The 22,974-nt window shown below is 41.3% G+C and carries 19 protein-coding genes; 10 read left to right on the top strand and 9 right to left on the bottom strand.

Translation table 11 applies throughout. The features are described 5' to 3' along the window. Window positions 1-143: 143 nt before the first annotated feature. From V7K79_RS24735 to V7K79_RS24775, 9 genes are all read left to right on the top strand, one after another. Window positions 144-1,646 carry a NarK family nitrate/nitrite MFS transporter gene (locus tag V7K79_RS24735; protein WP_335051363.1) on the top strand — a complete coding sequence of 501 codons (1,503 nt, stop codon included), beginning with the start codon at window positions 144-146 and terminating at the stop codon, window positions 1,644-1,646. Window positions 1,647-1,948: 302 nt separating this feature from the next. Next, complete coding sequence (locus V7K79_RS24740; RefSeq protein ID WP_335051365.1) at window positions 1,949-4,174, top strand: molybdopterin oxidoreductase family protein; 2,226 nt, start codon at window positions 1,949-1,951, stop codon at window positions 4,172-4,174. 271 nt (window positions 4,175-4,445) lie between these two features. Next, window positions 4,446-4,904, top strand: coding sequence for a phosphate-starvation-inducible PsiE family protein (locus tag V7K79_RS24745; RefSeq protein ID WP_335051367.1), 459 nt, complete (start codon window positions 4,446-4,448; stop codon window positions 4,902-4,904). Between the two features lie 328 nt (window positions 4,905-5,232). Then, window positions 5,233-5,685 carry a nitrate reductase associated protein gene (locus tag V7K79_RS24750; protein ID WP_335051369.1) on the top strand — a complete coding sequence of 151 codons (453 nt, stop codon included), beginning with the start codon at window positions 5,233-5,235 and terminating at the stop codon, window positions 5,683-5,685. A gap of 125 nt (window positions 5,686-5,810) precedes the next feature. Next, a complete protein-coding gene (locus V7K79_RS24755) occupies window positions 5,811-6,518 on the top strand; it encodes a hypothetical protein (RefSeq protein WP_335051370.1) in 708 nt (235 codons plus the stop codon). Next, entirely contained in the window at window positions 6,494-6,757 is a 264-nt protein-coding gene (locus tag V7K79_RS24760; RefSeq protein ID WP_335051372.1) for an AraC family transcriptional regulator, read from the top strand. The genes V7K79_RS24755 and V7K79_RS24760 overlap by 25 nt, the downstream gene beginning before the upstream one ends. Before the next feature lie 100 nt (window positions 6,758-6,857). Next, window positions 6,858-7,376: a PepSY-associated TM helix domain-containing protein gene (locus tag V7K79_RS24765; protein WP_335051374.1), complete on the top strand. Its 519-nt coding sequence runs from the start codon at window positions 6,858-6,860 to the stop codon at window positions 7,374-7,376. 260 nt (window positions 7,377-7,636) lie between these two features. Next, window positions 7,637-8,239 (top strand): DJ-1/PfpI family protein, encoded by a 603-nt coding sequence (locus V7K79_RS24770; RefSeq protein WP_335051376.1) that lies wholly within the window; start codon window positions 7,637-7,639, stop codon window positions 8,237-8,239. Between the two features lie 594 nt (window positions 8,240-8,833). Further along, entirely contained in the window at window positions 8,834-10,216 is a 1,383-nt protein-coding gene (locus tag V7K79_RS24775; protein WP_335051377.1) for a PrsW family glutamic-type intramembrane protease, read from the top strand. Between the two features lie 293 nt (window positions 10,217-10,509). Here V7K79_RS24775 and V7K79_RS24780 read toward each other — a convergent pair whose 3' ends face one another. From V7K79_RS24780 to V7K79_RS24795, 4 genes are all read right to left on the bottom strand, one after another. Next, complete coding sequence (locus V7K79_RS24780; protein WP_335051379.1) at window positions 10,510-11,157, bottom strand: hypothetical protein; 648 nt, start codon at window positions 11,155-11,157, stop codon at window positions 10,510-10,512. 146 nt (window positions 11,158-11,303) lie between these two features. After that, window positions 11,304-12,878 (bottom strand): CHAT domain-containing protein, encoded by a 1,575-nt coding sequence (locus V7K79_RS24785; protein WP_335051381.1) that lies wholly within the window; start codon window positions 12,876-12,878, stop codon window positions 11,304-11,306. 144 nt (window positions 12,879-13,022) lie between these two features. Beyond that, window positions 13,023-15,290 carry a protein phosphatase 2C domain-containing protein gene (locus tag V7K79_RS24790; protein ID WP_335051383.1) on the bottom strand — a complete coding sequence of 756 codons (2,268 nt, stop codon included), beginning with the start codon at window positions 15,288-15,290 and terminating at the stop codon, window positions 13,023-13,025. A 583-nt stretch (window positions 15,291-15,873) separates the two neighbouring features. Beyond that, window positions 15,874-16,233 carry an NAD(P)H-quinone oxidoreductase subunit M gene (locus V7K79_RS24795; RefSeq protein ID WP_335051385.1) on the bottom strand — a complete coding sequence of 120 codons (360 nt, stop codon included), beginning with the start codon at window positions 16,231-16,233 and terminating at the stop codon, window positions 15,874-15,876. Window positions 16,234-17,101: 868 nt separating this feature from the next. Here V7K79_RS24795 and V7K79_RS24800 point away from each other — a divergent pair. After that, on the top strand, window positions 17,102-17,386 hold the full coding sequence (locus V7K79_RS24800) for an Npun_R1517 family heterocyst differentiation transcriptional regulator (protein WP_335051387.1): 285 nt from the start codon (window positions 17,102-17,104) through the stop codon (window positions 17,384-17,386). A 623-nt stretch (window positions 17,387-18,009) separates the two neighbouring features. Here V7K79_RS24800 and V7K79_RS24805 read toward each other — a convergent pair. From V7K79_RS24805 to V7K79_RS24825, 5 genes are all read right to left on the bottom strand, one after another. After that, a complete protein-coding gene (locus V7K79_RS24805; RefSeq protein ID WP_334848109.1) occupies window positions 18,010-18,705 on the bottom strand; it encodes a response regulator transcription factor in 696 nt (231 codons plus the stop codon). A 73-nt stretch (window positions 18,706-18,778) separates the two neighbouring features. Next, window positions 18,779-18,979 carry a hypothetical protein gene (locus V7K79_RS24810; protein ID WP_335051389.1) on the bottom strand — a complete coding sequence of 67 codons (201 nt, stop codon included), beginning with the start codon at window positions 18,977-18,979 and terminating at the stop codon, window positions 18,779-18,781. After that, complete coding sequence (locus V7K79_RS24815) at window positions 18,976-19,200, bottom strand: hypothetical protein (protein ID WP_335051391.1); 225 nt, start codon at window positions 19,198-19,200, stop codon at window positions 18,976-18,978. The genes V7K79_RS24810 and V7K79_RS24815 overlap by 4 nt, the downstream gene beginning before the upstream one ends. 23 nt (window positions 19,201-19,223) lie before the next feature. Then, a complete protein-coding gene (locus tag V7K79_RS24820) occupies window positions 19,224-21,110 on the bottom strand; it encodes a putative bifunctional diguanylate cyclase/phosphodiesterase (protein WP_335051393.1) in 1,887 nt (628 codons plus the stop codon). Between the two features lie 790 nt (window positions 21,111-21,900). Continuing rightward, complete coding sequence (locus V7K79_RS24825) at window positions 21,901-22,869, bottom strand: glycosyltransferase (protein ID WP_335051395.1); 969 nt, start codon at window positions 22,867-22,869, stop codon at window positions 21,901-21,903. Window positions 22,870-22,974: the final 105 nt, after the last annotated feature.

Genomic DNA, 22,974 nt, shown 5'->3' on the forward strand with positions numbered 1-22,974 from the left:
GGCAAAACTCATACTTCAAGCTTAAAAGGTGCAACCTCCGAGCTAAAAGGCTCAACTTCCGAGTTTAAAGGCTCAACTTCCGAGTTTAAAGCCTCATCTTGCCATACCTCTTCTACGTATTTCATTCAATTAGAAAGATTAGAATGCTTAAAAACTTATTTTCGTTCAGCGATCGCTACCGGATCTTACATCAGACTTGGTTTGCTTTTTTTCTTACCTTTGTTTGTTGGTTTAACTTTGCTCCCTTCGCTACAACCATTGGCAGAGAACTACATCTAGCACCAGAGCAAATTAAAACTTTAGGCATCTGTAACCTCGCCCTCACAATTCCCGCCCGATTAATCATTGGGATGCTTCTAGATCGTTTTGGCCCCAGAATCACCTACTCAATCCTGCTGATGTTTGCGGCTGTTCCTTGTTTAGCAACAGCGCTAGCGCAAGATTTTAATCAACTAGTTATCAGTCGTTTGCTGATGGGAATTGTCGGATCTGGGTTTGTCGTCGGTATCCGCATGGTGGCAGAATGGTTCCAGCCGAAGGAAATAGGAATTGCCCAAGGTATTTATGGCGGTTGGGGTAACTTTGGGGCTTTTGGTGCAGAATTTGCCTTACCGATACTTGCAGTTTCTACGAGCTTTTTCGCTGGTGGTGCTTCTAACTGGCGGTTTGCGATCGCACTTACAGGGATCATTGCTGCTATTTACGGCGTAATTTATTACAACAGTGTCCAAGATACGCCCACAGGGAAAGTCTACAAGAAACCTAAAAAGAACGGTTCTCTGGAAGTGACTAGTGTCAAAAGCTTCTGGGCAATGATTATCTCGAATTTTGGTTTGATTTTCGCCTTGGGTTTATTAGCTTGGCGTTTAGAACAAAAGAACATTCACTTTTTAACTCTGAGTCAAATGTATTTGACTTGGTTGCTATTAGCAGGATTATTTGCTTACCAAAGTTATAAAGCTTGGGAAGTAAATCGAGAACTTTTAATTGGTAAGAAAACTTACGCTGCATCTGAACGCTTTCAATTTGGTCAAGTAGCGTTACTCGAATTCACTTACATAACTAGCTTTGGCAGCGAATTGGCAGTTGTTTCCATGCTCCCGGCATTTTTTGAAAAAACCTTTGCTTTAGAACACGTTATAGCTGGGATGATTGCTGCTACCTATCCATTCTTAAATTTGGTTTCTCGTCCCAGTGGTGGCTTAATTTCTGATAAATTTAACTCCCGTAAGTGGACAATGACAATAATCAGCGCTGGCATTGGCGTTAGTTATTTGATTGCACATTTTATTAATAGTAGCTGGCCGATTCCGCTAGCGATCGCAGTTACAATGTTTGCCGCTTACTTTGCCCAAGCTGGCTGCGGTGCAACTTTCAGCATCGTCCCTCTAATTAAAAAAGAAGCCACTGGACAAATTGCCGGTAATGTCGGAGCTTACGGTAATTTTGGCGGCGTAGTTTACCTGACAATTTTTAGCTTAACCGACGCTTCTACACTGTTTTCTACAATGGCTATAGCTGCTTTAGTCTGCGCTTTCATGTGTGCCTTCTTCCTCAAAGAACCAAAAGGTTCCTTTGCGGCCACTTATGAAGGTGAATTACCAGAAACCGCAACTAAAAACTCTATTTTATTAACGGAAGAATAATCAACTGAAGGATGAAGTAGAAAATTCACTATCAAATCTGAATTAGGGAACTTTAGACTTCATCCTTATCCTTCCATAGCAGTCTAAATTCATAAAAATTTCTTACAGCAGATTTCAAGGAAGGTGAAGTACACAACGATTCGTCTCAATGCCAGACATGAAGCTTGCTTTGCTTCTGAATTGTGACTCCTTAATTCTGAATTCTACTGTATTTCAAAGAGTTTTTGTATTACGCACAAATTTCTTAAACTGCCACTAAATCTGAGGTTACAAAATCAAAATAACAAAATGGTACAATAGCCATGAGTGAATTTACCAAAACCCTTTGTCCTTACTGTGGTGTTGGCTGTGGATTAGAAGTTTCACCCCCAGCGCAACTTGGCAAAGCAACTAATCGAGATAGCCAAGGAACTCCAACTTGGCGAGTGCGCGGTGATAAAGCCCATCCATCCAGTCAGGGAATGGTTTGCGTCAAGGGTGCAACGATCGCAGAATCTTTAGATAAAAATAGATTACATTACCCAATGGTGCGAGACTCCTTAGATCAAGAGTTTCGGCGCGTGACTTGGAATGAAGCTTTTGATCTAATCGCCAAACGTATTCAAACTATCCGCTTTACCCAAGGGTCAGAAGCCTTATGTATGTATGGTTCCGGTCAGTTTCAAACCGAGGATTATTACATAGCTCAGAAACTCATGAAAGGCTGTCTGGGTACTAATAATTTTGATGCCAATTCTCGTTTATGTATGTCTAGTGCTGTGGCTGGTTACATTCAAAGCTTTGGCTCAGATGGCCCGCCTTGCTGTTATGAAGACTTAGAGTTAACTGACTGTGCATTTTTAATTGGTACTAATACGGCTGAATGTCACCCCATCGTTTTTAACCGCTTAGAGAAATATCATAAAAAGAACCGCAAAGTCAAAATGATTGTGGTCGATCCCCGTCGCACACCAACCGCAGAAGCAGCCGACTTGCATTTAGCAATTCGTCCCGGTACAGATATCGACTTGTTAAACGGCATCGCTCACTTGTTGATGCGCTGGAATTACATTGATACGATGTTCATGGACGACTGCACCAGCAACTTTCCGGCTTATGCTGAGGTGATTCGCCACTATCCCCCAGAAATAGTCGCTCGTCAATGTGAAATCAGTATTGAAGATTTAGAAACAGCAGCACATTACTGGGGTGAATCTGAGCGGGTATTGTCTTTGTGGTCAATGGGTGTAAATCAATCGTCAGAAGGGACGGCTAAGGTCAGAACTATCATTAACCTGCACCTGATGACTGGACAGATTGGCAAACCTGGGGCTGGCCCATTTTCCCTCACCGGTCAGCCGAACGCGATGGGAGGACGGGAAGTTGGAGGTTTGGCGCATTTATTACCCGGTTATCGGACGGTGAAAAATCCCCAGCATCGTGCAGAAGTTGAGGAGTTTTGGGGACTTCAGCCGGGACAAATTTCGCCCAATCCCGGTTTGACTACTTGGGATATGATTACTGGGTTGGAAGATGGTGTTGTAGAGTTACTGTGGATTGCAGCTACTAATCCTGCTGTGAGTATGCCAGATTTGGAGCGAACTAAAAAGGCGTTGTTGCGATCGCCTTTCACTATTTACCAAGACGCATATTATCCTACAGAAACCTCTGCTTACGCTCATGTTCTGCTACCAGCAGCCCAGTGGGGTGAAAAAACTGGTGTAATGACGAACTCCGAACGATTGGTAACTTTATGTCAAGCATTTCGCCAACCACCAAGAGAAGCGAAAGCAGATTGGGAAATTTTTGCCGAAGTTGGACGTAGATTAGGTTTTGAAAAAGAATTTACCTTTGCTAACTCCGCCGAAGTTTACGCTGAGTTTGTCAAGCTAACTAAAACTCGCCCCTGCGATATGACAGGTATTAGTCACGCGCAATTACAGACACAAGGCCCGACTCAATGGCCTCATCCTGAAGAGAGCAGGGGGAGCAGAGGAGCAGGGGAAGCAGGGGGAGAAACTTATCGAAAGCGTTTATACACTGATTTACGTTTTCACACCCCTGATGGACGCGCTCGATTTGGGGCATATTACTCAAAGGGACTAGCAGAACCACCAGACTCAGATTATCCGTTTGTGTTAACTAATGGGCGACTTTACGGACACTGGCATACGCAGACACGCACCGGTCGAATTGAAAAAATTTGCAAAATGCATCCCGAACCGTTTATCGAAATTCATCCCCGTGATGCTGCTCGGTTAGGTATTGTAGATACTATGTATGTAGAAGTGCGATCGCGTCGGGGTAAAGCGAAGTTTCCTGCTAAAGTCACAAAAGCGATCGCACCTGGTACAGTTTTTGTCCCTATGCACTGGGGTTCACTCTGGGCAGATAATGCAGAAGCCAACGCCCTCACCCATCCAGAATCTTGCCCTGATTCGCTGCAACCAGAATTAAAAGCTTGTGCAGTGCAGTTGATCCCAATTTCTCTGGAAGTTACAACCAAAAATCATCAACTCCAGTCCTTACAATCGCAAGCTGCAAAGTAGTAATTTATAACCAGCAACAGGTAATTTCGTCAATAATCAATAGTCAATAGTTATTATCATTTTTTCTGACTCTCTAATTTTGACTGTTACCAATTACCATATCTAAAGAGGCTAAATCTCTATTAAACAGAGGTTTTACTAGCGTCTATTTTAGCGATGGATAAAGAATAAAAAACAGATATAAAACTTACCAAGTATTGGCAAGTTATCTTTTTTAATCCTTTAGATTTATCTATAGGATTTTGTTTTATTTGATAATTGGGTGCAGCAGATGAAAAAGCTAATGAGGCGATTTTTAACAGCGACCAAAGATGAGAACTTCATGCACTTCATTGAAAATATAGAAGTGCTAGTTTCTAAAGCTCTATCTATTTTTATGGTGGTTGTAATTTTGGTAGCGATCGGAGATTTAGGAATTTTTATTTTGAAAGAGTTATTTACAGCCCCTTATGGAAAATTTAACTCAATATTGTATAAAATTTTTGGTTTATTTTTAAACATTTTAATTGCTTTAGAAATCTTAGAAAATATTACCGCCTATCTCCGACGACACGTTTTTCAGGTTGAATTAGTTATTGTCACTTCTTTAATAGCTGTTGCTAGAAAAATTATTATTCTTGACTTAGAAAAAGTTCCAGGTATTGATATAATTGGTCTAGGTATAGCTATTCTTGCTTTATCAATTAGTTATTTAATAATTCGTCTCAGTAATTACAAAGATGCAAATTAAACCTCATCTATGTTGAAAGCCGTAGTTTTTGCCCTCACCCTAAATCCCTCTCCTTAGTATTGGGAGAGGGACTCCTTTCCGGCTCCCCTTCTGCCTATTATTGGGAGAAGGGGCTGGGGGATGCTCCCCTTTGTTTTCATACCGAAAGAACTACAGTTTTTAAGGTAAGCGCGGTTTAAATAAAATGCTTAACTAACTATAGCGGTTCTCAATTGCATGGAATACAGACCACTCTTAGAGACACAGCAATTTTGGGTTTATCGAGCAACAGTATAAATTATTAATTTTGAATTTTAAATTTTAAATTTTGAATTCGGAGCGAAGCGACGTGACAGATTTCTTTGAATTTGAAGCAGACTTTGTTGATTCTCTGCGTTGCATACCCATGCAGGTGCGTTGTAAATTAGATACCTGTGGCATCAAGCTAAAATTGTCTGATTGGAATCAAATGACCACAAATGAGCGTCAAGCTTTAGTGGAATTACCTTGCACAACAAAAACGGAAATTCAGTCTTATCGCGAGTATATCGAGCAATTAATCATACAACACACAGGTACACCAGCTAAAAAATTACCCATCGAGCCTCATCCGGCATGGCTAGACTCTGCCATAGTACCAGCTAGCCTTCAAGAAAAAGCTCAAGAAATAGGTGTAACTCTAACACAGCAAAATTGGGCAGGTTTAACGCCTTTACAGCGTTTTGCCTTGATTAAACTTAGCCACCCAGGACATGAAAACAAAAATTTTCCGAGAGCGATCGCAGAATTTCATCTGTTTTAATTAGACAATAGTCTTTAAAAGAAAAAATCTACAGAGCGTAAGTCTTTTACCGGACACGATATCAGTTGTACTCGCTTTCTTTATTAATAGATACTATTTCTCAATAATTAGTTGAGAGTATCACCATGACTATTCACTTAACTGGAACAGAAGACTTTGGGGAATTTTGCCAGGATGTGCAGTTTAATGAGTATGAGGGAAAATCACAATTATCTACTTGGTTTGGTCAAAGCAGCCATCGCTGGACTATACTTCACCGTAACCTTGTGCTATCAATCTGTGACAATGAGTATTCTCAACCAGTGATTTCTGAAGAAAAACACGATGATTCGCCTGAGCTGACATCTAAATTTTTTGTGTCTGGTGGTACAAGAACTGTGACACCAAATGTAGCTGGAGTCAGTGACGATTATGAAGAAGTTGCAGGCTACAACTACTTATTCTCTTTACCTGATGTTCGAGAGTTTGAGTATCATAGGGCGAACCAGCGCGCTCAAAATATTAAAATTTATTGGCATCCTAATTTACTTGACAGTTTTCAGGGAAGCTTTGAAAATTTGCCTGCTTTGCTTGAGCAGTTAAAAGAAAATCCAATTAAGCAACCTTTCCATCAGCCCCTAGGGGTGACTACACCTGCAATGCAGTTAGTACTCAAACAAATATTGCACTGTCCGTTTGTTGAAACGCTAAGACAAATGTATTTAGAAGCAAAAGTTTTGGAACTACTGGTACTTAAAATTGCACAGTGGGGGGAAATCATCAGGTATTACAGCGATCGCTCCATTTCCGCCCTGATGAAATTGAACGTTTGCATCATGCTAAAGCTATTTTAAATCAAAGGCTGCCGCATCCACCTTCTTTAATCAATTTAGCCAAAGAAATCGGACTCAATGACTTTAAACTCAAGCGGGGATTTCGAGAAGTGTTTGGGACTACGGTGTTGGAATATGTGCAATCTTTACGACTAGAGCAAGCACAACGGCTACTTCCACGCACTAATCTCACAGTTGCAGAAATTGCTTGCTTCTCAAGTAGGGTACGAGAGCATAGGTCATTTCGGCTATCTGTTTAAGCGAAAATTTCGCATGACTCCCAGAGAATATCGTTATCACAAAGGCTTATAGCAAAAAGGACATCCCGATTCCGCTTAAAAAAATCCCGTTTCCATATATATGCGATCGCTCATCAAGCGCTGTTTGGTGTTGATACAAAACTTGATAGGCAAAGATTTTTTGGTTGTTGATGCTATTGCTTCGATTTTTACGCCTCAAACACCTCAGACAGTAGATCCCGTTACTGCTTCTACTCCGACTCCAGGTCAAAAGCCTTTTCCCTTAGATGCGATCGTTCAAAAAGCTCAAGCTGCCTTACCGAACTTCTCTATATTTAGCATAGACGTGCCCGATGAATCGAAAGCAGGAACATACGACTTTCGGATGGTTTCTCCACGAACGCAATCCTGGGATAGTGAGGTGCATATCGATCAATATACGGGTGAGATTTTACAAGTCGTTGATGGAACTAAAATAAAGTCTTTATTAGGTCGTTTGTCCAACTACTCAACACCCCTGCATTATGGTGTTTTTGGTGGGTTATCTACCAAAATTTTGTATGTATTTGTCGGATTATCTCCCACTATCTTGTTGATTACTGGTTTGAATATGTTTCGTCTTCGTTATAAGAGAATCTAATGACATTACAAAACTAAATGTGTTGTAATATATCAAAAATTCATCGGGATGCTAACGTCTAAAATAGCTGACTCTAAACTAACATTTACTTTATATAGTGTTTTCCAATAAAAGTGGGGTTAAGCTGTACCTCACCTGCATAAAACACAGTTTTATCTTTCCTCTCCATGAATTGCCAGAGGGGTTTCAATATTTACTTCACGTCATGTACCTAAGAACCGCTATAAACAATTATTGACAAAAGATGAAGGTGACAAAATATGGCTGCAAAGAAACTTTTGATGCTTGTTGGCGACTATGTAGAAGACTATGAAGTGATGGTTCCTTTTCAAGCGTTGCAAATGGTAGGACACACTGTCCATGCAGTTTGTCCCGACAAAAAAGCTGGCGATCGTGTGCGGACAGCAGTTCACGACTTTGAAGGAGATCAGACTTACAGTGAAAAACCTGGACACAATTTCACTTTAAATGCTACCTTTACAGAAATAGAAGCCGCAACCTACGATGCCTTAGTCATTCCCGGAGGACGAGCACCAGAATATATCCGCTTGAATCAGCAGGTGCTAGAAATCACCCGTCACTTTGCCCAAACGAATAAACCGATTGCTGCCATTTGCCACGGCTTGCAGATATTGGCAGCTGCTGATGTACTGCAAGGGAAGAGATGTACTGGCTACCCTGCTTGTAGCCCAGATATCAATAGTGCTGGAGGGATCTATGTTGATATCTCTGTCGATCGAGCAATAGTTGATGGTAACTTGGTGACAGCACCAGCTTGGCCTGCTCACCCGCATTGGCTAGCAGAGTTCCTTGTAGTACTTGGAACCAAGATTGAACACCCAGAACTAGCTACAGTTGTTTGAGGCAAGATAGCGGATACCTTTTGATTCAAGACTTCAGAAGAGTTTCTTTACCTACTCTCCACTCCAAAAGAGCTTAGTTAATTATCAGTGGCAAAAACAAACAACTGATCTTTTAGGTGACACTCCCATGTCGCTACTGCTTTTCTATGAGACGGGATGCGATCGCGTAGCGTTCCGTTCGTGTAGCATCTCGTACAGAAGCAAAGGCGATCGCCTCTCCCTTGAGAGTAAAACCGTACTGCCTCACAACATACGACTGAAAATTATATATTTTTGAAATGAAACTAAATGCAGTAAAAAATACTATTTTTTAATAATTTGCAGTAAGTTTAATTTGCCGCTACGATGTCAAAAGTACAGCATTAAGACAATCTGATTTATCCGCTTAACAAGCCAGTTTTAGGACAAACTCTCAGCAGATGGAATACTTCTTTACATGAGGCGAAACAATTTGAAATTTTGCATCAATAATTTTAAATTTCTTAGCAGTAAGTGAAGCTATAGTGGATTTAGCAATGCTGCTGCTAATGTGGCTAAGGTTAGTCCTGCTGCCAAATTATGTGAAGAATTAATTTAGAAACGCACTTCTTATCGATGACAGGCAAAAACGCAAGACATAATGCATTTCTGCGGCTAGTGTCTGGTAATGGGGTAGCTTTGGGAGCAGAATCTCGCTACTCGCTGCCCCCCAGTAAAGAAATGGTAATTGGACGCGACCCCAGCTGCCAAGTTGTCTTGGATGCCATGATGTACCGAATGGTATCTCGTCGTCATGCAGTGGTTCGTCCCCTCTCTCTATCCCCAGATAGCAAATTTAGTTGGGTGCTTTGTGACTTGAATAGTGCTAATGGCACTTACTTGAATGGACAACGCTTGTATGAATGTCAGGAATTGCACCCAGGCGATCGCATTTCTCTAGGTGCTGATGGGCCGCAATACATTTTTGAGTACGAGTATACCTCACTGACTCCGGCGACGACAGTCAACCAAGTTACACCACTGCCTTCAGCGACGAACTACCACAACCACACGCAATTAAAGCAGCCAGATTCTGTTAGCTTCACCCAGCTTTTTCCGATTATTTCCACTGGTAAAGATTTAACTAGTAAAGCTTACCTCGTACCGGGAATACTGACGGTAATTTTTGTGGTACTGATGTTCGCTACAGTCGGACGGCCACAAGCTAATCAAGTGATTGTAGCAAGTTATATTGCCTTTGCTGCCTACTATTTTGTTTACCAACTTTGCGGAAAACAAAAGCCTTGGTGGGTGCTAATGGCTACGTCATTGGGTACAATCTTGATTTTGCTCAGTCCGCTATTGAATCTATTTATTTTCGTATTTCGCGGCATCTTACCTGGAAGCTTGCCCACACCCCAAGAATCTATTACCTTCACAGAGTTACTGGTGCGGATGTTTTTTGGCGCTGGGTTAATGGAGGAATTACTCAAGGCATTACCTGTACTAGGAGCTTTTGCCATCGGTAGAATGTTGTCTTCACCTTGGCGGGAACGCATCGGTATCTGGGAACCTCTAGATGGTATTCTCCTGGGAACAGCTTCTGCTGTGGGCTTCACTCTCTTGGAAACCCTCGGTCAATATGTGCCTGATATAACTCAAAATGTCACGCAACAGGTGGGTATAGGAGCTGCTGGTCAACTGGCAGGTTTACAACTGCTAATTCCGCGAATTTTAGGCTCCGTAGCCGGACACATGGCTTATAGTGGCTACCTGGGTTATTTTATCGGTTTGGCTGTCCTCAAACCCAGTAGAAGTTGGCAAATTCTGTCTATTGGTTATCTGAGTGCCTCTGCGCTCCACGCTCTTTGGAATGCTACAGGGTCAATCAATGCCTTACTGTTGGTAATTGTTGGAGTGTTATCTTACGCCTTTTTGATGGCGGCAATTCTCAAGGCACGGGCGCTCTCACCAACGCGATCGCAAAATTTTGCTACCCGATTTCTAGGGCCAAAATAGAAGAGCAGGAGAGAACAAGTAATGCTTGAGTATTTACCTCTTGGGATAGATGGCCTAATTTGAATATCAGCGTATTGTTATTTTCTTATGGGGTAAAAAATTTTAAAAAAATCAAAAATTATTAAGCTTTTTCTGCAAAAGTCTTGATTTCCGATTTTATATCTTTAGGTAAGTGAAATCAACATATTTGCAATAGATACTCGTGAACAAAGTGAATGTAAAGCGCGGGTTACACGAATACAAGACGTAATGAAAAATTTTTTATTCCCTACTTTTTAATCCTGATTCACCATTCATAGTTCAGGTTGAGATTTGTTAAGTTCAGTAAAAGCATAAGAAGCGATCGCTAAACTAACCTTTGCTTTCTCTACTTCTGATAAAGCTTTCCATTCGCTATTTTGAAGATTACTGAGTGCAGATGCCGCGTTTTGTGATTCGCTACTTCGCATAGCGTAAGCGAAAGGACGAGCCAAAACGATAAGATCCTCTGTTCCCCAAGTTGGTAGTATTGTCTGAACGCACTCAACTAGTTGCTCACTGATTAATTGGCGAGCCGCAAATATCTCAGCAGCTTTGGTGGCGATGGTGTTGAGCAATATTTGGGGGACACAGGCGGAAAAATTATTACGTAGTGTTTGTTGAAGGTTAAACACTACTGCCTGTTGTCGGTTATGATTATGGTCAGGTGTAGAAGTAATACTAGACCAAAGTGTATCTAGATGTCCGTAAAAATCTTCTGATCGTCTCATTAGTTCAACGCCCTGTAAATCTTCTATTCCGAACTGTTGTTCTAATTCCTGAAAATAAGCTTCTGATTCCTCATCACCTGGATTCCAGGGATAATTAGCATCCTCTGGTTCTAGTAACGCTTCTAATAACTCTAAATCTATTTGAGATGGCAAAAAAGAGAAAGTGTCTGAGTCATTAATTTTGTCAGCCATATTTTCTTACCTGATGATTATTTGGTGGTATTGACAGCTACAAGTTCTCAGAGGAGATTTCCGCAAAAAAAGTTGATTTTTTCTCCAAAAAAACAGATTTCAAAAGCTGATGCTAAAGACTCAAATTCATTTACGCAATATCTCTGCTATGAGTCTTCAATCATAAACTCCCAGGTTTCACCTCTAGCACTTCCAAACTTTAACTGCATTCCTGATTTCAAAGGGACTTCCTCTCGGAGGATTTGTTGCCAGCCATTAGGGCCTAAAAACCAGGTTGTCCCATAGGTGGAAAAATCTTGCAAGTAATAAGTTCGCATCAGTGTAGCATCAGTGAGAGTGTTGCGGCAGAAGATTTCTGCGTGGCGCTTGGATACAGATGGTTCGGGGATGATGATATCATTATCTCTCGTGCGGCCGATGCGGGTAACTCCATAACGCAGTAACCAGGTTTTACCTTTTGGAGTGAGCGATCGTAAACTTGCAGTTGGAAGCGAGGAACCTAGATCAGGAATGGCTGTATCTGGTAGTTCGGTAATACCTTCATCCAGATTCTTAATCAGTTCGCCATTAAAATCTGGATGCAGATAGAGAACAGGCAAAGTCCAAGCAGGTTGATTAAATTTATACAGTGTTAATAACTCTTGCCTAGCCTGTGCTACGGCTTCGTCAATTGGCTTGTGCGATCGCAAAGCTTCGGTAAAAGCTTGAATAAAACTATGGCTTTCGTGGTCAGCGATTTCATCGCGCATCCCCAAAACTGCGGGTACACCATGACGAATCAGTACTTCTGCTAAACTACTGGCAGGGATAGCTTGATGATTGATCGCGGCTGGTTGTGCGCCCCAACAAGCGTTGAAAACTGCTAATTTCACACCTGTACGAGTTAATACTTGCGCCAATTCTATGCCATTGAGAGGCATATCTGGTCGCAAAAACAGTAACCCTCCATCTGGGTCTGGCAAACCATGTCCAGCGTAAAAGAAAATATTGTATTCTTTGGTTTCTAATTCATCAATCAACTGTTGTGGAGTTGGTTGAATGAGTTGATTTACGACACAAGGTGCATATCTTTGGGCATTATCAGGCGTATCTGCAAGAGCTTGCTGTAAGATAGCGGCTTCTTGTTCTAATTGCAGCTTGTGATCGTGACCTAAAACCAGCAGGATACTTAAAGCTTGGTCAGTTCGCAAATACGGTAACGCGTCTACTTCAGTAGTAGTGCGACTAAATAGTAAATCTGGCGACAGAGACATTGCCGATTGACCAGGCTTACGCTGCATAATTTCCCAAGGGAAAGCGATCAGATCCGGGTCGCGAATTTCTAGTTGAAAGCGCAAACGTGTATGCTCACCCATAGCCATACCGTGACTGCGTTCTAGACTACCAAGAATTTGCCCGTCGAATACCCAGTGCCATAAATTCATTCCCAAATGTTGCATCAGACGACTGCTGTAGGGGCCAGTAGTTTGACCTGAAGAAGATGAAATCCAATCTATAGGCAATGGGTTGGTCTTTTGAGATGTTGAGTTTGGGGAAATATCTAGGCTACCATGACCAGCAAACATCTGCTGCCATTCTTGCCAGACTTGAGTCAGTTCAACAGGCCATACACAGTCATGTAAAACGTAGCCACTGGGATAGGGAGCCTTGACCACCCAAATTGCGAAGTTGTCAGTGCCAGTATTTACGAGACGAGTGATCGCCAAATTCAGGGATTGCATGGATTCATTAAACTAAAAGCTAAAAAAATAATTTCAAATAACAATTGTCCAAGGTGAAAATTTTCTACTTTTTTGACTTTGTAAGTTTTTTATGATTGTTACCTGTTATTATTCCAGGTTTTTACAAGTTTATCGAGTATTTGATTAAGTTGGACTGGTGTCAGATGGTTCGGTAACTGGCGGTTGCGTGACAGTTATACATGGATTTGCTGCGTCTGATTGTAAAACAATGCCAAAACGGTTGAGTTGGGAGGAGTTTAGGAATACTTTTGCTGGCAAAGGTTTTGAATTTGGTGGAACTGAGGTAGTTACAGCTGGGTTATTCAGATTAGCTGGGGTTTGGGTACTTTTATTGACACAGACTCGCATAGACACCAGAAAACTGCCAGAAGCAGGATTTGGATTTGATTTTTTCTCAATAACTTCTAAAAAAGTCCCACGGGGGAGTGATTGGTTGTTTCCCAAGGAGATGTCATTATTGGTTTTAATTACCCAGCCAGGAGAAAGATTCGCCAGCGATCGCGGTACGGGTGTTGCTTCAATGGCAGGATTTTGAGTTTGTAAGGGATTGGAAAAAATTGGAAAAGCCCCTGATGGCGATCGCAGTTGCTTGACGAACAATCCTAAAAAACCTGCTGCTACCACAAATATTAATGGAACTATCCACTGTAGGGGGAATTGACGAGTTTTGGTATGCTCAGTGTCTGGAATCACCTGAGTCTTGTGGTTTGGGCTGCCTAAAACTGTCGCATCTGTCGCCCTAGATGCTAAATCAACAGTTTTGGCAGAAGAACTCTGTGGAATCACTGCTTGGATGGTGATTTCTGGTTCCCAATATTGGACTTGATAATGAACTAAAGCCACGGTGACATTATCGTGTCCATTTTTAGTATTAGCAATTTCGACTAATCTATCGGCAACAGTTGCTATATTTGCTTCCCCAACTAAAATCGGCAAAATTTCTGTTTCCCAGTACTCTTCCACCCGATCAAAGTCACTCAAACCATCGGATGTAAGCAGGAAAACAGCATCTTCATCGAGCATAAATCGTCCCGATGTGGGATGCAATGAAGTACTAGATCCCATCCCCAAAGCTTGGACAAGAGAGCCAGCCGCACTCTGTTGTACTGCCTCGCGGTAAATGGCATAACCTAGTCGCACTTCGCGGGAGGCGACATCATCATCAAGGGTAACTTGATAACAGCCGTGGCGTGTAATCCAGTAAGCACGACTATCGCCGACGTGAGTAATATACATTTCATGAGCAACAGGCAATGCCATAACTAAAGTCGTGCCCATGCGTTGACGCCCTTGGCGATTTTCACCGTCATTGCGCTGACTGATTTTGTCATTGGCCATTGCCACTGCCTTATCTAAGTCATTCAGCAACATTGAAGGGTCTATGTGGTCGTAGGGAACCTTTGTTAGTTGTTGTACCTGCTGCTGGATGGTTTCAATGGCTAAATTTGAGGCCACATTGCCGCCCTCGTGTCCGCCGATGCCATCACAGACAATAGCTAAGGCTGTTGGCTGGGGTGGTTTGCTTACCAGAGTTCCACAGGGAGGGCTACAAGCATCTTCATTACGTTGACGACTTGGCCCAGTGTCAGTTTTAGTGATAATTTGGATGGTGGGTGTTTGCGATCGCCCTAACCCAGCCAGTCCCCGATCTAAAACTCCGATTAATTGATCGGTTGAATTAATTTCTCCTTGAATTAAAGAGAGGCTAAGGCAATCGACAAATTCCCTGATCGCTGGTTTGGCAGTGCCGATCAACTGCTGCCAAAATTCACCTAATTGGGGTAATTCTGGTGATGTAGCGCCATCAAAACGCAATTCCAACAAACGTACTAACGATCCTTCTACCCGCAATACATAAGAGTCAAGTAAGCTAGAAGCGACACCTTCACTCACCAGAGGTTGCCACAGATGAGCTATTTGCCATAACCAATTTAGTTGACGCATTGATGTTGCATTACGCCAAGCAGTGGTTAACTCGTTGCCCAAACGCACTTGTTGGCTAGTATCATCTATTAATAGCGGTGGTTTTTCTAAAAGTAATATTTCGCGGTGGGAAGACCCGTCAGCAACAAAAAGCACTCCATATACCTGCGGTACGTGTAAACGGTAGGGAATCAGTCTCAGGTAGGCTTTTAGAGGCTGCAAATTATCTAACTCTGGCGTTAGCGCTAATAAACCGGGTTTCGTATCTAAAAGAACAAATTTATCAAGGATTAAATAGCGATCGGCTAATATTTCTCCAGGGCTACCCACATTTGGGCTATCTACCACAGCCCAGAGATAATTTTTGGTTAGGGGCGTGGAACATCGCTGACAAAACTTGTGAGTCAGGGGGTTGGCAGCCTGACAATTTTCGTTTGGACAGTAGAGCGTTGCCGCGTCATTTTCCATAGTTTTCGCACCGATCAGCGATTGGCAATTTCTTTAATAGCATTAGTAGGGACAATCTAGACCGCTCATCTTTCTTAAACTTGACATACCCAGACTTTAGATGATGATTTTAGCTGGCGGATATCGGCAGGTGCTAATACTTATCCGAACCCAAAAATACGCTCCTAACTCAACCATACAGCCTAATCATAGCTTCTATTGCCCTGTGACTCTCCATCACCAAAGCAACTAACTCCAACCCTGTCACCACAGCATAACCCAAGCATAACTGCGCGATTTGTTTTTACTAAATTACCCCATCATTAACAGGTGGAGAATATTGGTATTTATTTAGTTTATAAGTAGGACAGCAAGAATTAACTTTAATTTAATAATTAAGAATAGCAAAGATTCATTTTGGCAAAAGTACCCGATTGATGCAGTGACTCTAAAAATTTCTTTCGGACTGCTGTTAGTGGCAGGGGGTCAGGCAGTGCTGAGTTAAGAAGTAGACTTATGAGTTTTTCACTCTCACTCAAGATACTTTTAAACTCAGCACTCTTTTTATAGAAGGGTTCAGGCAGCCCACTTGCAACTCATTGGCTTATTGTTTGTCGTCAATGGCAACTTGAGGGACTCCCATGCTGTAATTAGTAACACGGGCAGAAAGATTATAGCTGACTTCGCCAACTTGTAGAAGCGATCGCAGATAATGCTCTAAATCTGACCCTACACGGCGCAAGTTATAGTCTGTGAGGTCTTCGCCACTAGATGCTTCTACTAGTTCATCAAATTTTCGATAAATTTTTTGCAGTGCATCTTCATTCCAGTTAAATTCGTTATCTGGGTCAACATCTAAGGTTAAGACTTGTTGACTCGGAACTAGATCGCCATCTTGGTCAATTTCACCTGCAAAAATGCGGATATGTCGGGTTGTCGACTTGAGCAGCATCGGGTTATTCATAAAAAGGTGTAAGATTTGCGTGGATTACACTGAAATTATTGTAGACGTTATATCCGAGCTTGAATGCTCTTAATTTCAAAGCTTTGAATACAGTTTCAAAAGCGTATATTGACTAGGCATAAGTAAAAATATCACCTTTACTGATGAGTTTGCTACTTCTGTTAGGAGTTGAAGATATATTTAACTGCTAGTACTGACAGTAGTCGAATTATTTTTTTGTAAAAATTAATTGTTACAGTATTTTTATTTCGTCTTTGAATCTGACTTACTGCTAAGATTTTTAGACTCAATCAAGCCCAAAAGACGGTATAGCTAGCCACTCAGCAGAAATAATTTGATCTGTGTACTTTTTTTCTAGAGAACAAAAGTTTTGACATTAATAATTATGCCAATCAATTTATCCGGAATTTTCTATTGCAAAAAACGTACATCAAGTAATTTCACGCAATAGCGCTACATCGACCGCTAGCTTTAATAAACTCCAAAAAAGTCAGAGGTTTTACTTACGTATAAACACTAAAATTAAAGTAACAAGTTAAACTGTTATTGACGTTCACATAAAGTTGATGTAAAAAGCTTTAAAAAGGTTGAACAACTTCTTACAGAAACTTTATTGTGTAGAATCTTAAAAATTGAATAATAGTTATGGCTTACCATAAGCTACATCTGGCACAAAAACCTCAAAATCTACACACTGAAAATTTAGCTTGAAAATACACCAAAGCAGAGTGAAATAGAATACAAAGGTGATTGATGAAGAAAAATTCTTAATTCAAGCACTTTGGATTCAAAAGAGATATAAAGAATTTTTGCTGGACATCTACCTCCTTGCCCTCATGACAATCCAAGTAAAGGAATCTCAATAGCTATGAACTCCAAAGCATTACCACGCCAGATAAATAATCTCGAAGTAGGTGTTTATGAGTGTGAAATACATCTCAAATTCCGGTTAATTGAGGAAAAGAGTCTATTGAGCGATCGCGAGCAACTATTACAGGTGCTACTTGATGCTTTAACTGAAGGTTCTGATGACTTTCTAGAAACGTTACAAGCGTCCGTTAAAGCGCAAGAAGTGTCTGAGTTTCAAGCCTCACATCAAATGCGGCGTCAGCTAATGCGCTTGCGTAATGTCGCTGAAAATCCTCCAACATAAAGGTGTAATTTAACTAGCAAAAAACGTGAATTTGGTATCCAATTAAATGTTGATCCCATACCCCGTTGCCATAAAAACTAAGCAATCAGTAGATTTCATAAAATATTTTGATTTCTACTTTGTGAAAGTCTTATTTAGCAGCACAAAGTCCCAGAAACAGTTTCCGCTATTAAAAACTTTGTAGCAAAGGGTACTGGTAGAATCTGAAAGTAATTCAGCCGGGTGCATTTTACCGAGTTTTTATCAAAACATTCCAGAATAATAAAACCTTGTATCTTTACAGATGGAAAATTGGACAACAGGCGCAAATCAAATGAAAACCTAAAAGATCAAAGTAAAAATAAATAACCTTTCTTTGAGCTTTTTGCTGAAGCTAAGTGCCTGATTTGCTGAAATACTTATGTTTGATCTATTACTAGTAATAGATCATGGTTTAGCAGCCAGTTACTTATTACCGATTACTCAGGAGTAGGGGAGCAAGGGACAAAAAAGCAGGGAGGAGAAGGGGGACAAGGTGACTAAAGTCAGAACTTGCGACAAGTCTTTCCCTTCCCCTTGTCCCCAATTCTCAAGAGTCCCCAAGTCTCTTCTCCATACCCTGTTTGACCAATACCCAATAATGCCTATTTAGCAAGACCATGTTCTAGAGCAAAACGAACTAACTCTGTACGGCTATTTGTACCGGTTTTACTAAACAAACGGCTGACGTATTTTTCAACATTGCGGACGCTGGTTTCTAAACGACGGGCGATTTCTTTGTTCATCAGCCCTTCCGCGACCAAATTTAAAACACTTTGTTCTCTGGGAGTCAAATCAATTTTAAAAGGGGCTGGCGATTGGGAAATAGCATTTTTTTGAGTTAACAATGCTTTAATTTGGGCAATCTGATTGGCTAGTTCCGCAAGATCGGGAGTTTCAGCATCATCTCCCGTACTCGCAGCCTTAGCGGCGCGACGGGATAGCAAATTTTCAACTATAGCTACTAACTCGTCTGGATCGAAGGGTTTGGGTAGATAGGCATCAACACCAGCGTGATAGCCTTGAATGCGATCGCCTGTCATCCCTTTAGCAGTTAAAAATACTACCGGGAGTGCTTGAAAGCGGGGGTCTTCTCGTAGTTGCTTCAGGAACTGATAGCCATCCACTTGAGGCATCATCACATCGGAAATCACTAAATCAGGTGTATTTAGCTGCATCCATTCCCAACCTTCTAGGGCGTTACTGGCGACTTGAACGCTGAAACCGCTCTCTTGCAAATAGTCTTTCACGGCTTCCCGTATCCCTGGTTCATCATCCACCAGTAACAATTGTGCTGACATTTAAAATTCCCTTGAGTTTTCCTTTTTCCAATTTAGCGAAAGTTGGTAGGCATTGAGCAACTTGAATTCACCTCTATTGCCCCCCCAAAGCTTTTAAAGTTGACATCTGTGCCTCTGTCAACCCTTTAACCTCTGCGATCATCGTGCCTTCATAGAGAGGGGCTGGGTGCAAAGTTGTCCAGTATTTCCCTGTAGTCATATCCCAACAATTGATTGTTTCATCCTGGCTACTGCTGAAGAGAGTTTGCTCGTCGTGGATCAGACTGAGGCTCAATCAAGCAATCTGTGACGTATTCCATGACGACAGCTTGCTGTGTGAATTTCGCAGTGTTGCTTAGAAATAATTTTGATGAATTCCGTCAGCTTCTCATGAAAAAAAGGCGCGTGCCGCAGCGATCGCCAAATGAGATACTGAAATTCTCCCTGTAATTGTTCTGCTAACTTTACTGAAAGTGCGGTTTTGCCCATACCATCCATACCCAGCAGTATCACCACACGTACGAATTTTTTAATAACCCTTACCATTGAGGATTTTCCAGAATTAATGCCTCTGCTGCCGAGCTATTTAACGGAACTGAGAAAAAATGTCCCTGGCTATATTGACAGTTTAACTTTCTTACAAGTGATAGTTGCTCTTTCGTCTCTACCCCTTCGGCAAGCACATCCACACCTAGCTTGTGTGCTAAAGTGACAATTATCTCAATAATTTCTAAATTCTTACTATTAGTGCCCATCAGGCTGATAAAAGAACGGTCAATTTTCAACACACTAATTGGAAAATTATAAAGACCACCTAATGAGGAGTAGCCTGTACCAAAGTCATCAATTGATAACTCAATACCCATCTCTTGAAGTTGTAAGATTGCGGCAGTTACCTGATCGCCATTTTCCACAATTGCGTTTTCAGTAATCTCTAGGACTAGAGTATCAGCATCAAGGCCAGTTAAATGCAAAATTTGCCCAATCTGCTCTATCAAATCCGGTTGATAAAATTGCTTGATGGAGAGATTAACACTAATTTTCTCTAGTAATTTAGAACAATGGCATACCCGCCAAACTTGCATCTGGCGGCAGGCTTCATGCAAAGCCCATTTGCCAATGGAGAAAATTAGTCCAGTTTCCTCTGCTAGGGGAATAAAATCTGCTGGATTAAGCAGACCACGCTCTGGATGCTGCCAGCGCAATAGAGCCTCAAAACCTATAATAGAGCCACTAGTGAGTGAAACAATCGGTTGGTAATAAACTCGAAATTCTTTGCGTTCAATTGCTCGGCGCAAATCAGTCTCTAACTGTAATCTTGCTAGAGCATTAGCATACATATCTGAGTTGAATAATTCATAACGCGCTCTGCCTAGCACCTTGGCTCGGTACATTGCTGTATCTGCATCCCTCAAAAGTTCTTCAGGGTGTTGATAGTTTACTGTCGAACTCAAGGCGATGCCAATACTTGCCGTGATAAAGACTTCTTGTCCGTCAAGCTTAAAGGGTAATGTCAGTTCCTTTTGAATCCGTTCAGCTACTTTGATGGCGTCTGACACATCCTGGATTCCCTCAAGCAGGATTGTAAATTCGTCTCCTCCAAGCCGTGCTGCTGTATCTATGGAGCGTACACATATTTCTAGTCTACTTGCAATAGCAAGCAGCAATTTGTCTCCATTTAGGTGTCCAAGACTGTCATTAATCAACTTAAACCGATCTAGGTCAATAAATAGCACAGCATATAGATAATCTGAATGCCGTTTTGAATAATTTATCGCATGTTTTAGGCGATTCATAAATGCAACACGGTTTACCAGACCTGTCAATGTATCGTGAAAAGCAAGGTGTAGTAGTTGTGACTCGACTCTTTTACGTTCTGTAATTTCATTTAGCAATTTCTGATTTGCTTTTACCAGTTCCGCTGTCCGTTCCGCCACCCGTATTTCTAATTCACTGTAAGCTCGGTACAACATTTCTTCAGCCTGTTTACGTTCGCTGATGTTGCACAGCAGCCAACGCCAGCCAAGGTGCTTCCCCTGAAGGTCGTATACTACAGACGCTTTCAGATTAGCAGGGAAAGAGGTTCCTTTCCGTGGTTGTAGGTGAATTTCCCAGTTCAGTATCTCCTGCAAATTGTTTATTTGAGAGCTAAAGAACTGGCGGTCTTGTTGAGCAATGAAAAGAATTAATGGTTTACCTACTAAATATTTTTGTTGGACACCAAGCAAAGTTGCTGCTACATGGTTAGCCTCTTGGATTATCCCCTTGGTATCAGTCACCAAGTAACCATCTGGAGCAAACTCGAACAAGTCTTGGTAACGCTGGCGCTCTTTCTCTACTGCCGCTCGTGTTACATTTAACTCCTCGGAAGCTATCAATAGTTCTTCCATTGCAATGTTAAGTTCCTCGAAAGCTTCTGTTATCATCTCCGGTTGTGAGTTCAGTTTAGTTCCATAGCATTTTAATAGTGCCTCTATCTGTGAGCACAATTTATCTATCTGTTGATTAAATACATTCACTTTCATGTTGCTCAATTTACAATACGATGAAGTGTAACTGTAAATGAAGAGAGCAGGTAAAACAAATTTCATGCTTTCTTCAAGACTTCAGACGCTATTGAGCAGGCAAGGAGAGAAGGTTACTTAAAAGAACGAACCCTCTATAAGAAAATATGACGGAACTTGGTTTTTTGATTTACTAATTTCTCTCTAATGAGGGAGAAATCAACATTTAGCCTTATTTAGTACCACAAGTTTGTCTAATAATACTAAAGTGCTAAATGGCAACAAGCCCTACCTACTGAAATTTTTATTTAATTTTTATTTTATTAAATACAAAGTACTAAAGTTAAAACTTCATTAATAACAGCATATTTGCTTTACCTAATTTTGAAAATACTTCTTAAGATACATTCGCTTTTGTGAGCTAAGGAAAGAATAAACATCTGAGTCAATGCTTCTGGACTTACAAGAGCATTTTTGCTTAGGTATTACTGAATTCAGCGATAAAAATGATTTTGCATGATTTCAAAACCTTTGTAGAGACTAGTACTGCAAGGCGGAAGTCAAAAATCACTCATTCAAAAGTTATATAGAATAAGTTCTTTAGAGCTTTTCAATAATCTGCTTATTTACACCGTACTGTACTAAGAACTACAACCTCTATACACCAAAATTTATATTATTTAATCAGAATCAGTAACGCCCTTTTTCTTAGTTACAGTCGAGCAATTATCTTGGCATTCTCTGGTAGCTTGGTATTTCTTTGTCCAGCAGTACGCGCCCTAGCTGTGAACAAACCAATGGGAGTATTTAATAAATCTACAAGGGTGGCTTGACCAGCAATCACCTTTTTTATATCTCTTGGTACTTCCTTCAATAGCCAACGTGCTAAACGATAGCCGTATTCTTTAGGTATCATCTCTCGCATTAAATCTACACCGTACAGTTCGTGTAGATAGCGATTTGAGCATCCATAACGCCGCCATTGACTTTGCAGCTCTTGAAGTGTAGCGCGGTGGCGGTGTTGAACGATCGCATTTGGGGCAAATTCTAAACGCCCGATGTTTTCCCCCAAAATCCGCCAACAAATATCGGCATCGCCACCAGTAGTCAGATAGGGACGAAATAAACCCACTTTTTCTAAGGTAATGCGTCGAATCGCTAAATTAGCTGTTTGACCATAAGGACGAAAGGAATGGTTAAGGGTATGCTTTTGCGATAAAGTTTCTTGACGGTCTGCGTGTTGTTCTAGCAGAGTTGTGCCTGGTAGTGCCAAAATTTCACCAGCAACAATTACTACTTCTGGGTTGATGAAAGGCTGAACTAATGCATCTAACCATTGCGGTTGTGGGCGACAATCTGCATCGGTAAAAACGATAATTTCACCCGTAGCGGCACGAATCCCGGTATTACGAGCAGCGTAAGAGCTTTGAATTTGGGTTTCGCTCAAGGGGCGAATTGTAATTGGGCAATTTTCGGCAGATGTTTTCAGGATGCAGAGGGTGCGATCGCTACTGTTATTGTCCACCAACAAGTATTCTACCCAGTCTTTTGGGTAAGTTTGAGACAACAGACAATTGATTAACTCTGGTAAATCCGCCTCACCGTTATAAATAGGAACAACCACCGACACAATTGGTAAAAAGCTGGTGGCGGTGGTTGCATCAACTGGCTGATGATTCATAAATCTGAGATTTTGGAGATGGGATTACTAGCTAGTATTCCCAAATCGAAATCTTGGAACGGTAATATCAAGCAGTTTCCATAACTCCAAAAATCTGGATTTGGG

The organism is Nostoc sp. (assembly GCF_036917575.1).
In the GTDB taxonomy this organism is placed as follows: domain Bacteria; phylum Cyanobacteriota; class Cyanobacteriia; order Cyanobacteriales; family Nostocaceae; genus Nostoc.

What these genes read in the sequence shown, in the direction of transcription:
- V7K79_RS24735 (WP_335051363.1), top strand. Translation starts at nt 144, where the DNA reads ATGCTTAAAAACTTATTTTCGTTCAGCGATCGCTACCGGATCTTACAT.
- V7K79_RS24740 (WP_335051365.1), top strand. Translation starts at nt 1,949, where the DNA reads ATGAGTGAATTTACCAAAACCCTTTGTCCTTACTGTGGTGTTGGCTGT.
- V7K79_RS24745 (WP_335051367.1), top strand. Translation starts at nt 4,446, where the DNA reads ATGAAAAAGCTAATGAGGCGATTTTTAACAGCGACCAAAGATGAGAAC.
- V7K79_RS24755 (WP_335051370.1), top strand. Translation starts at nt 5,811, where the DNA reads ATGACTATTCACTTAACTGGAACAGAAGACTTTGGGGAATTTTGCCAG.
- V7K79_RS24765 (WP_335051374.1), top strand. Translation starts at nt 6,858, where the DNA reads ATGCGATCGCTCATCAAGCGCTGTTTGGTGTTGATACAAAACTTGATA.
- V7K79_RS24770 (WP_335051376.1), top strand. Translation starts at nt 7,637, where the DNA reads ATGGCTGCAAAGAAACTTTTGATGCTTGTTGGCGACTATGTAGAAGAC.
- V7K79_RS24775 (WP_335051377.1), top strand. Translation starts at nt 8,834, where the DNA reads ATGACAGGCAAAAACGCAAGACATAATGCATTTCTGCGGCTAGTGTCT.
- V7K79_RS24780 (WP_335051379.1), bottom strand. Translation starts at nt 11,157, where the DNA reads ATGGCTGACAAAATTAATGACTCAGACACTTTCTCTTTTTTGCCATCT.
- V7K79_RS24785 (WP_335051381.1), bottom strand. Translation starts at nt 12,878, where the DNA reads ATGCAATCCCTGAATTTGGCGATCACTCGTCTCGTAAATACTGGCACT.
- V7K79_RS24790 (WP_335051383.1), bottom strand. Translation starts at nt 15,290, where the DNA reads ATGGAAAATGACGCGGCAACGCTCTACTGTCCAAACGAAAATTGTCAG.
- V7K79_RS24795 (WP_335051385.1), bottom strand. Translation starts at nt 16,233, where the DNA reads ATGAATAACCCGATGCTGCTCAAGTCGACAACCCGACATATCCGCATT.
- V7K79_RS24800 (WP_335051387.1), top strand. Translation starts at nt 17,102, where the DNA reads ATGAACTCCAAAGCATTACCACGCCAGATAAATAATCTCGAAGTAGGT.
- V7K79_RS24805 (WP_334848109.1), bottom strand. Translation starts at nt 18,705, where the DNA reads ATGTCAGCACAATTGTTACTGGTGGATGATGAACCAGGGATACGGGAA.
- V7K79_RS24820 (WP_335051393.1), bottom strand. Translation starts at nt 21,110, where the DNA reads ATGATAACAGAAGCTTTCGAGGAACTTAACATTGCAATGGAAGAACTA.
- V7K79_RS24825 (WP_335051395.1), bottom strand. Translation starts at nt 22,869, where the DNA reads ATGAATCATCAGCCAGTTGATGCAACCACCGCCACCAGCTTTTTACCA.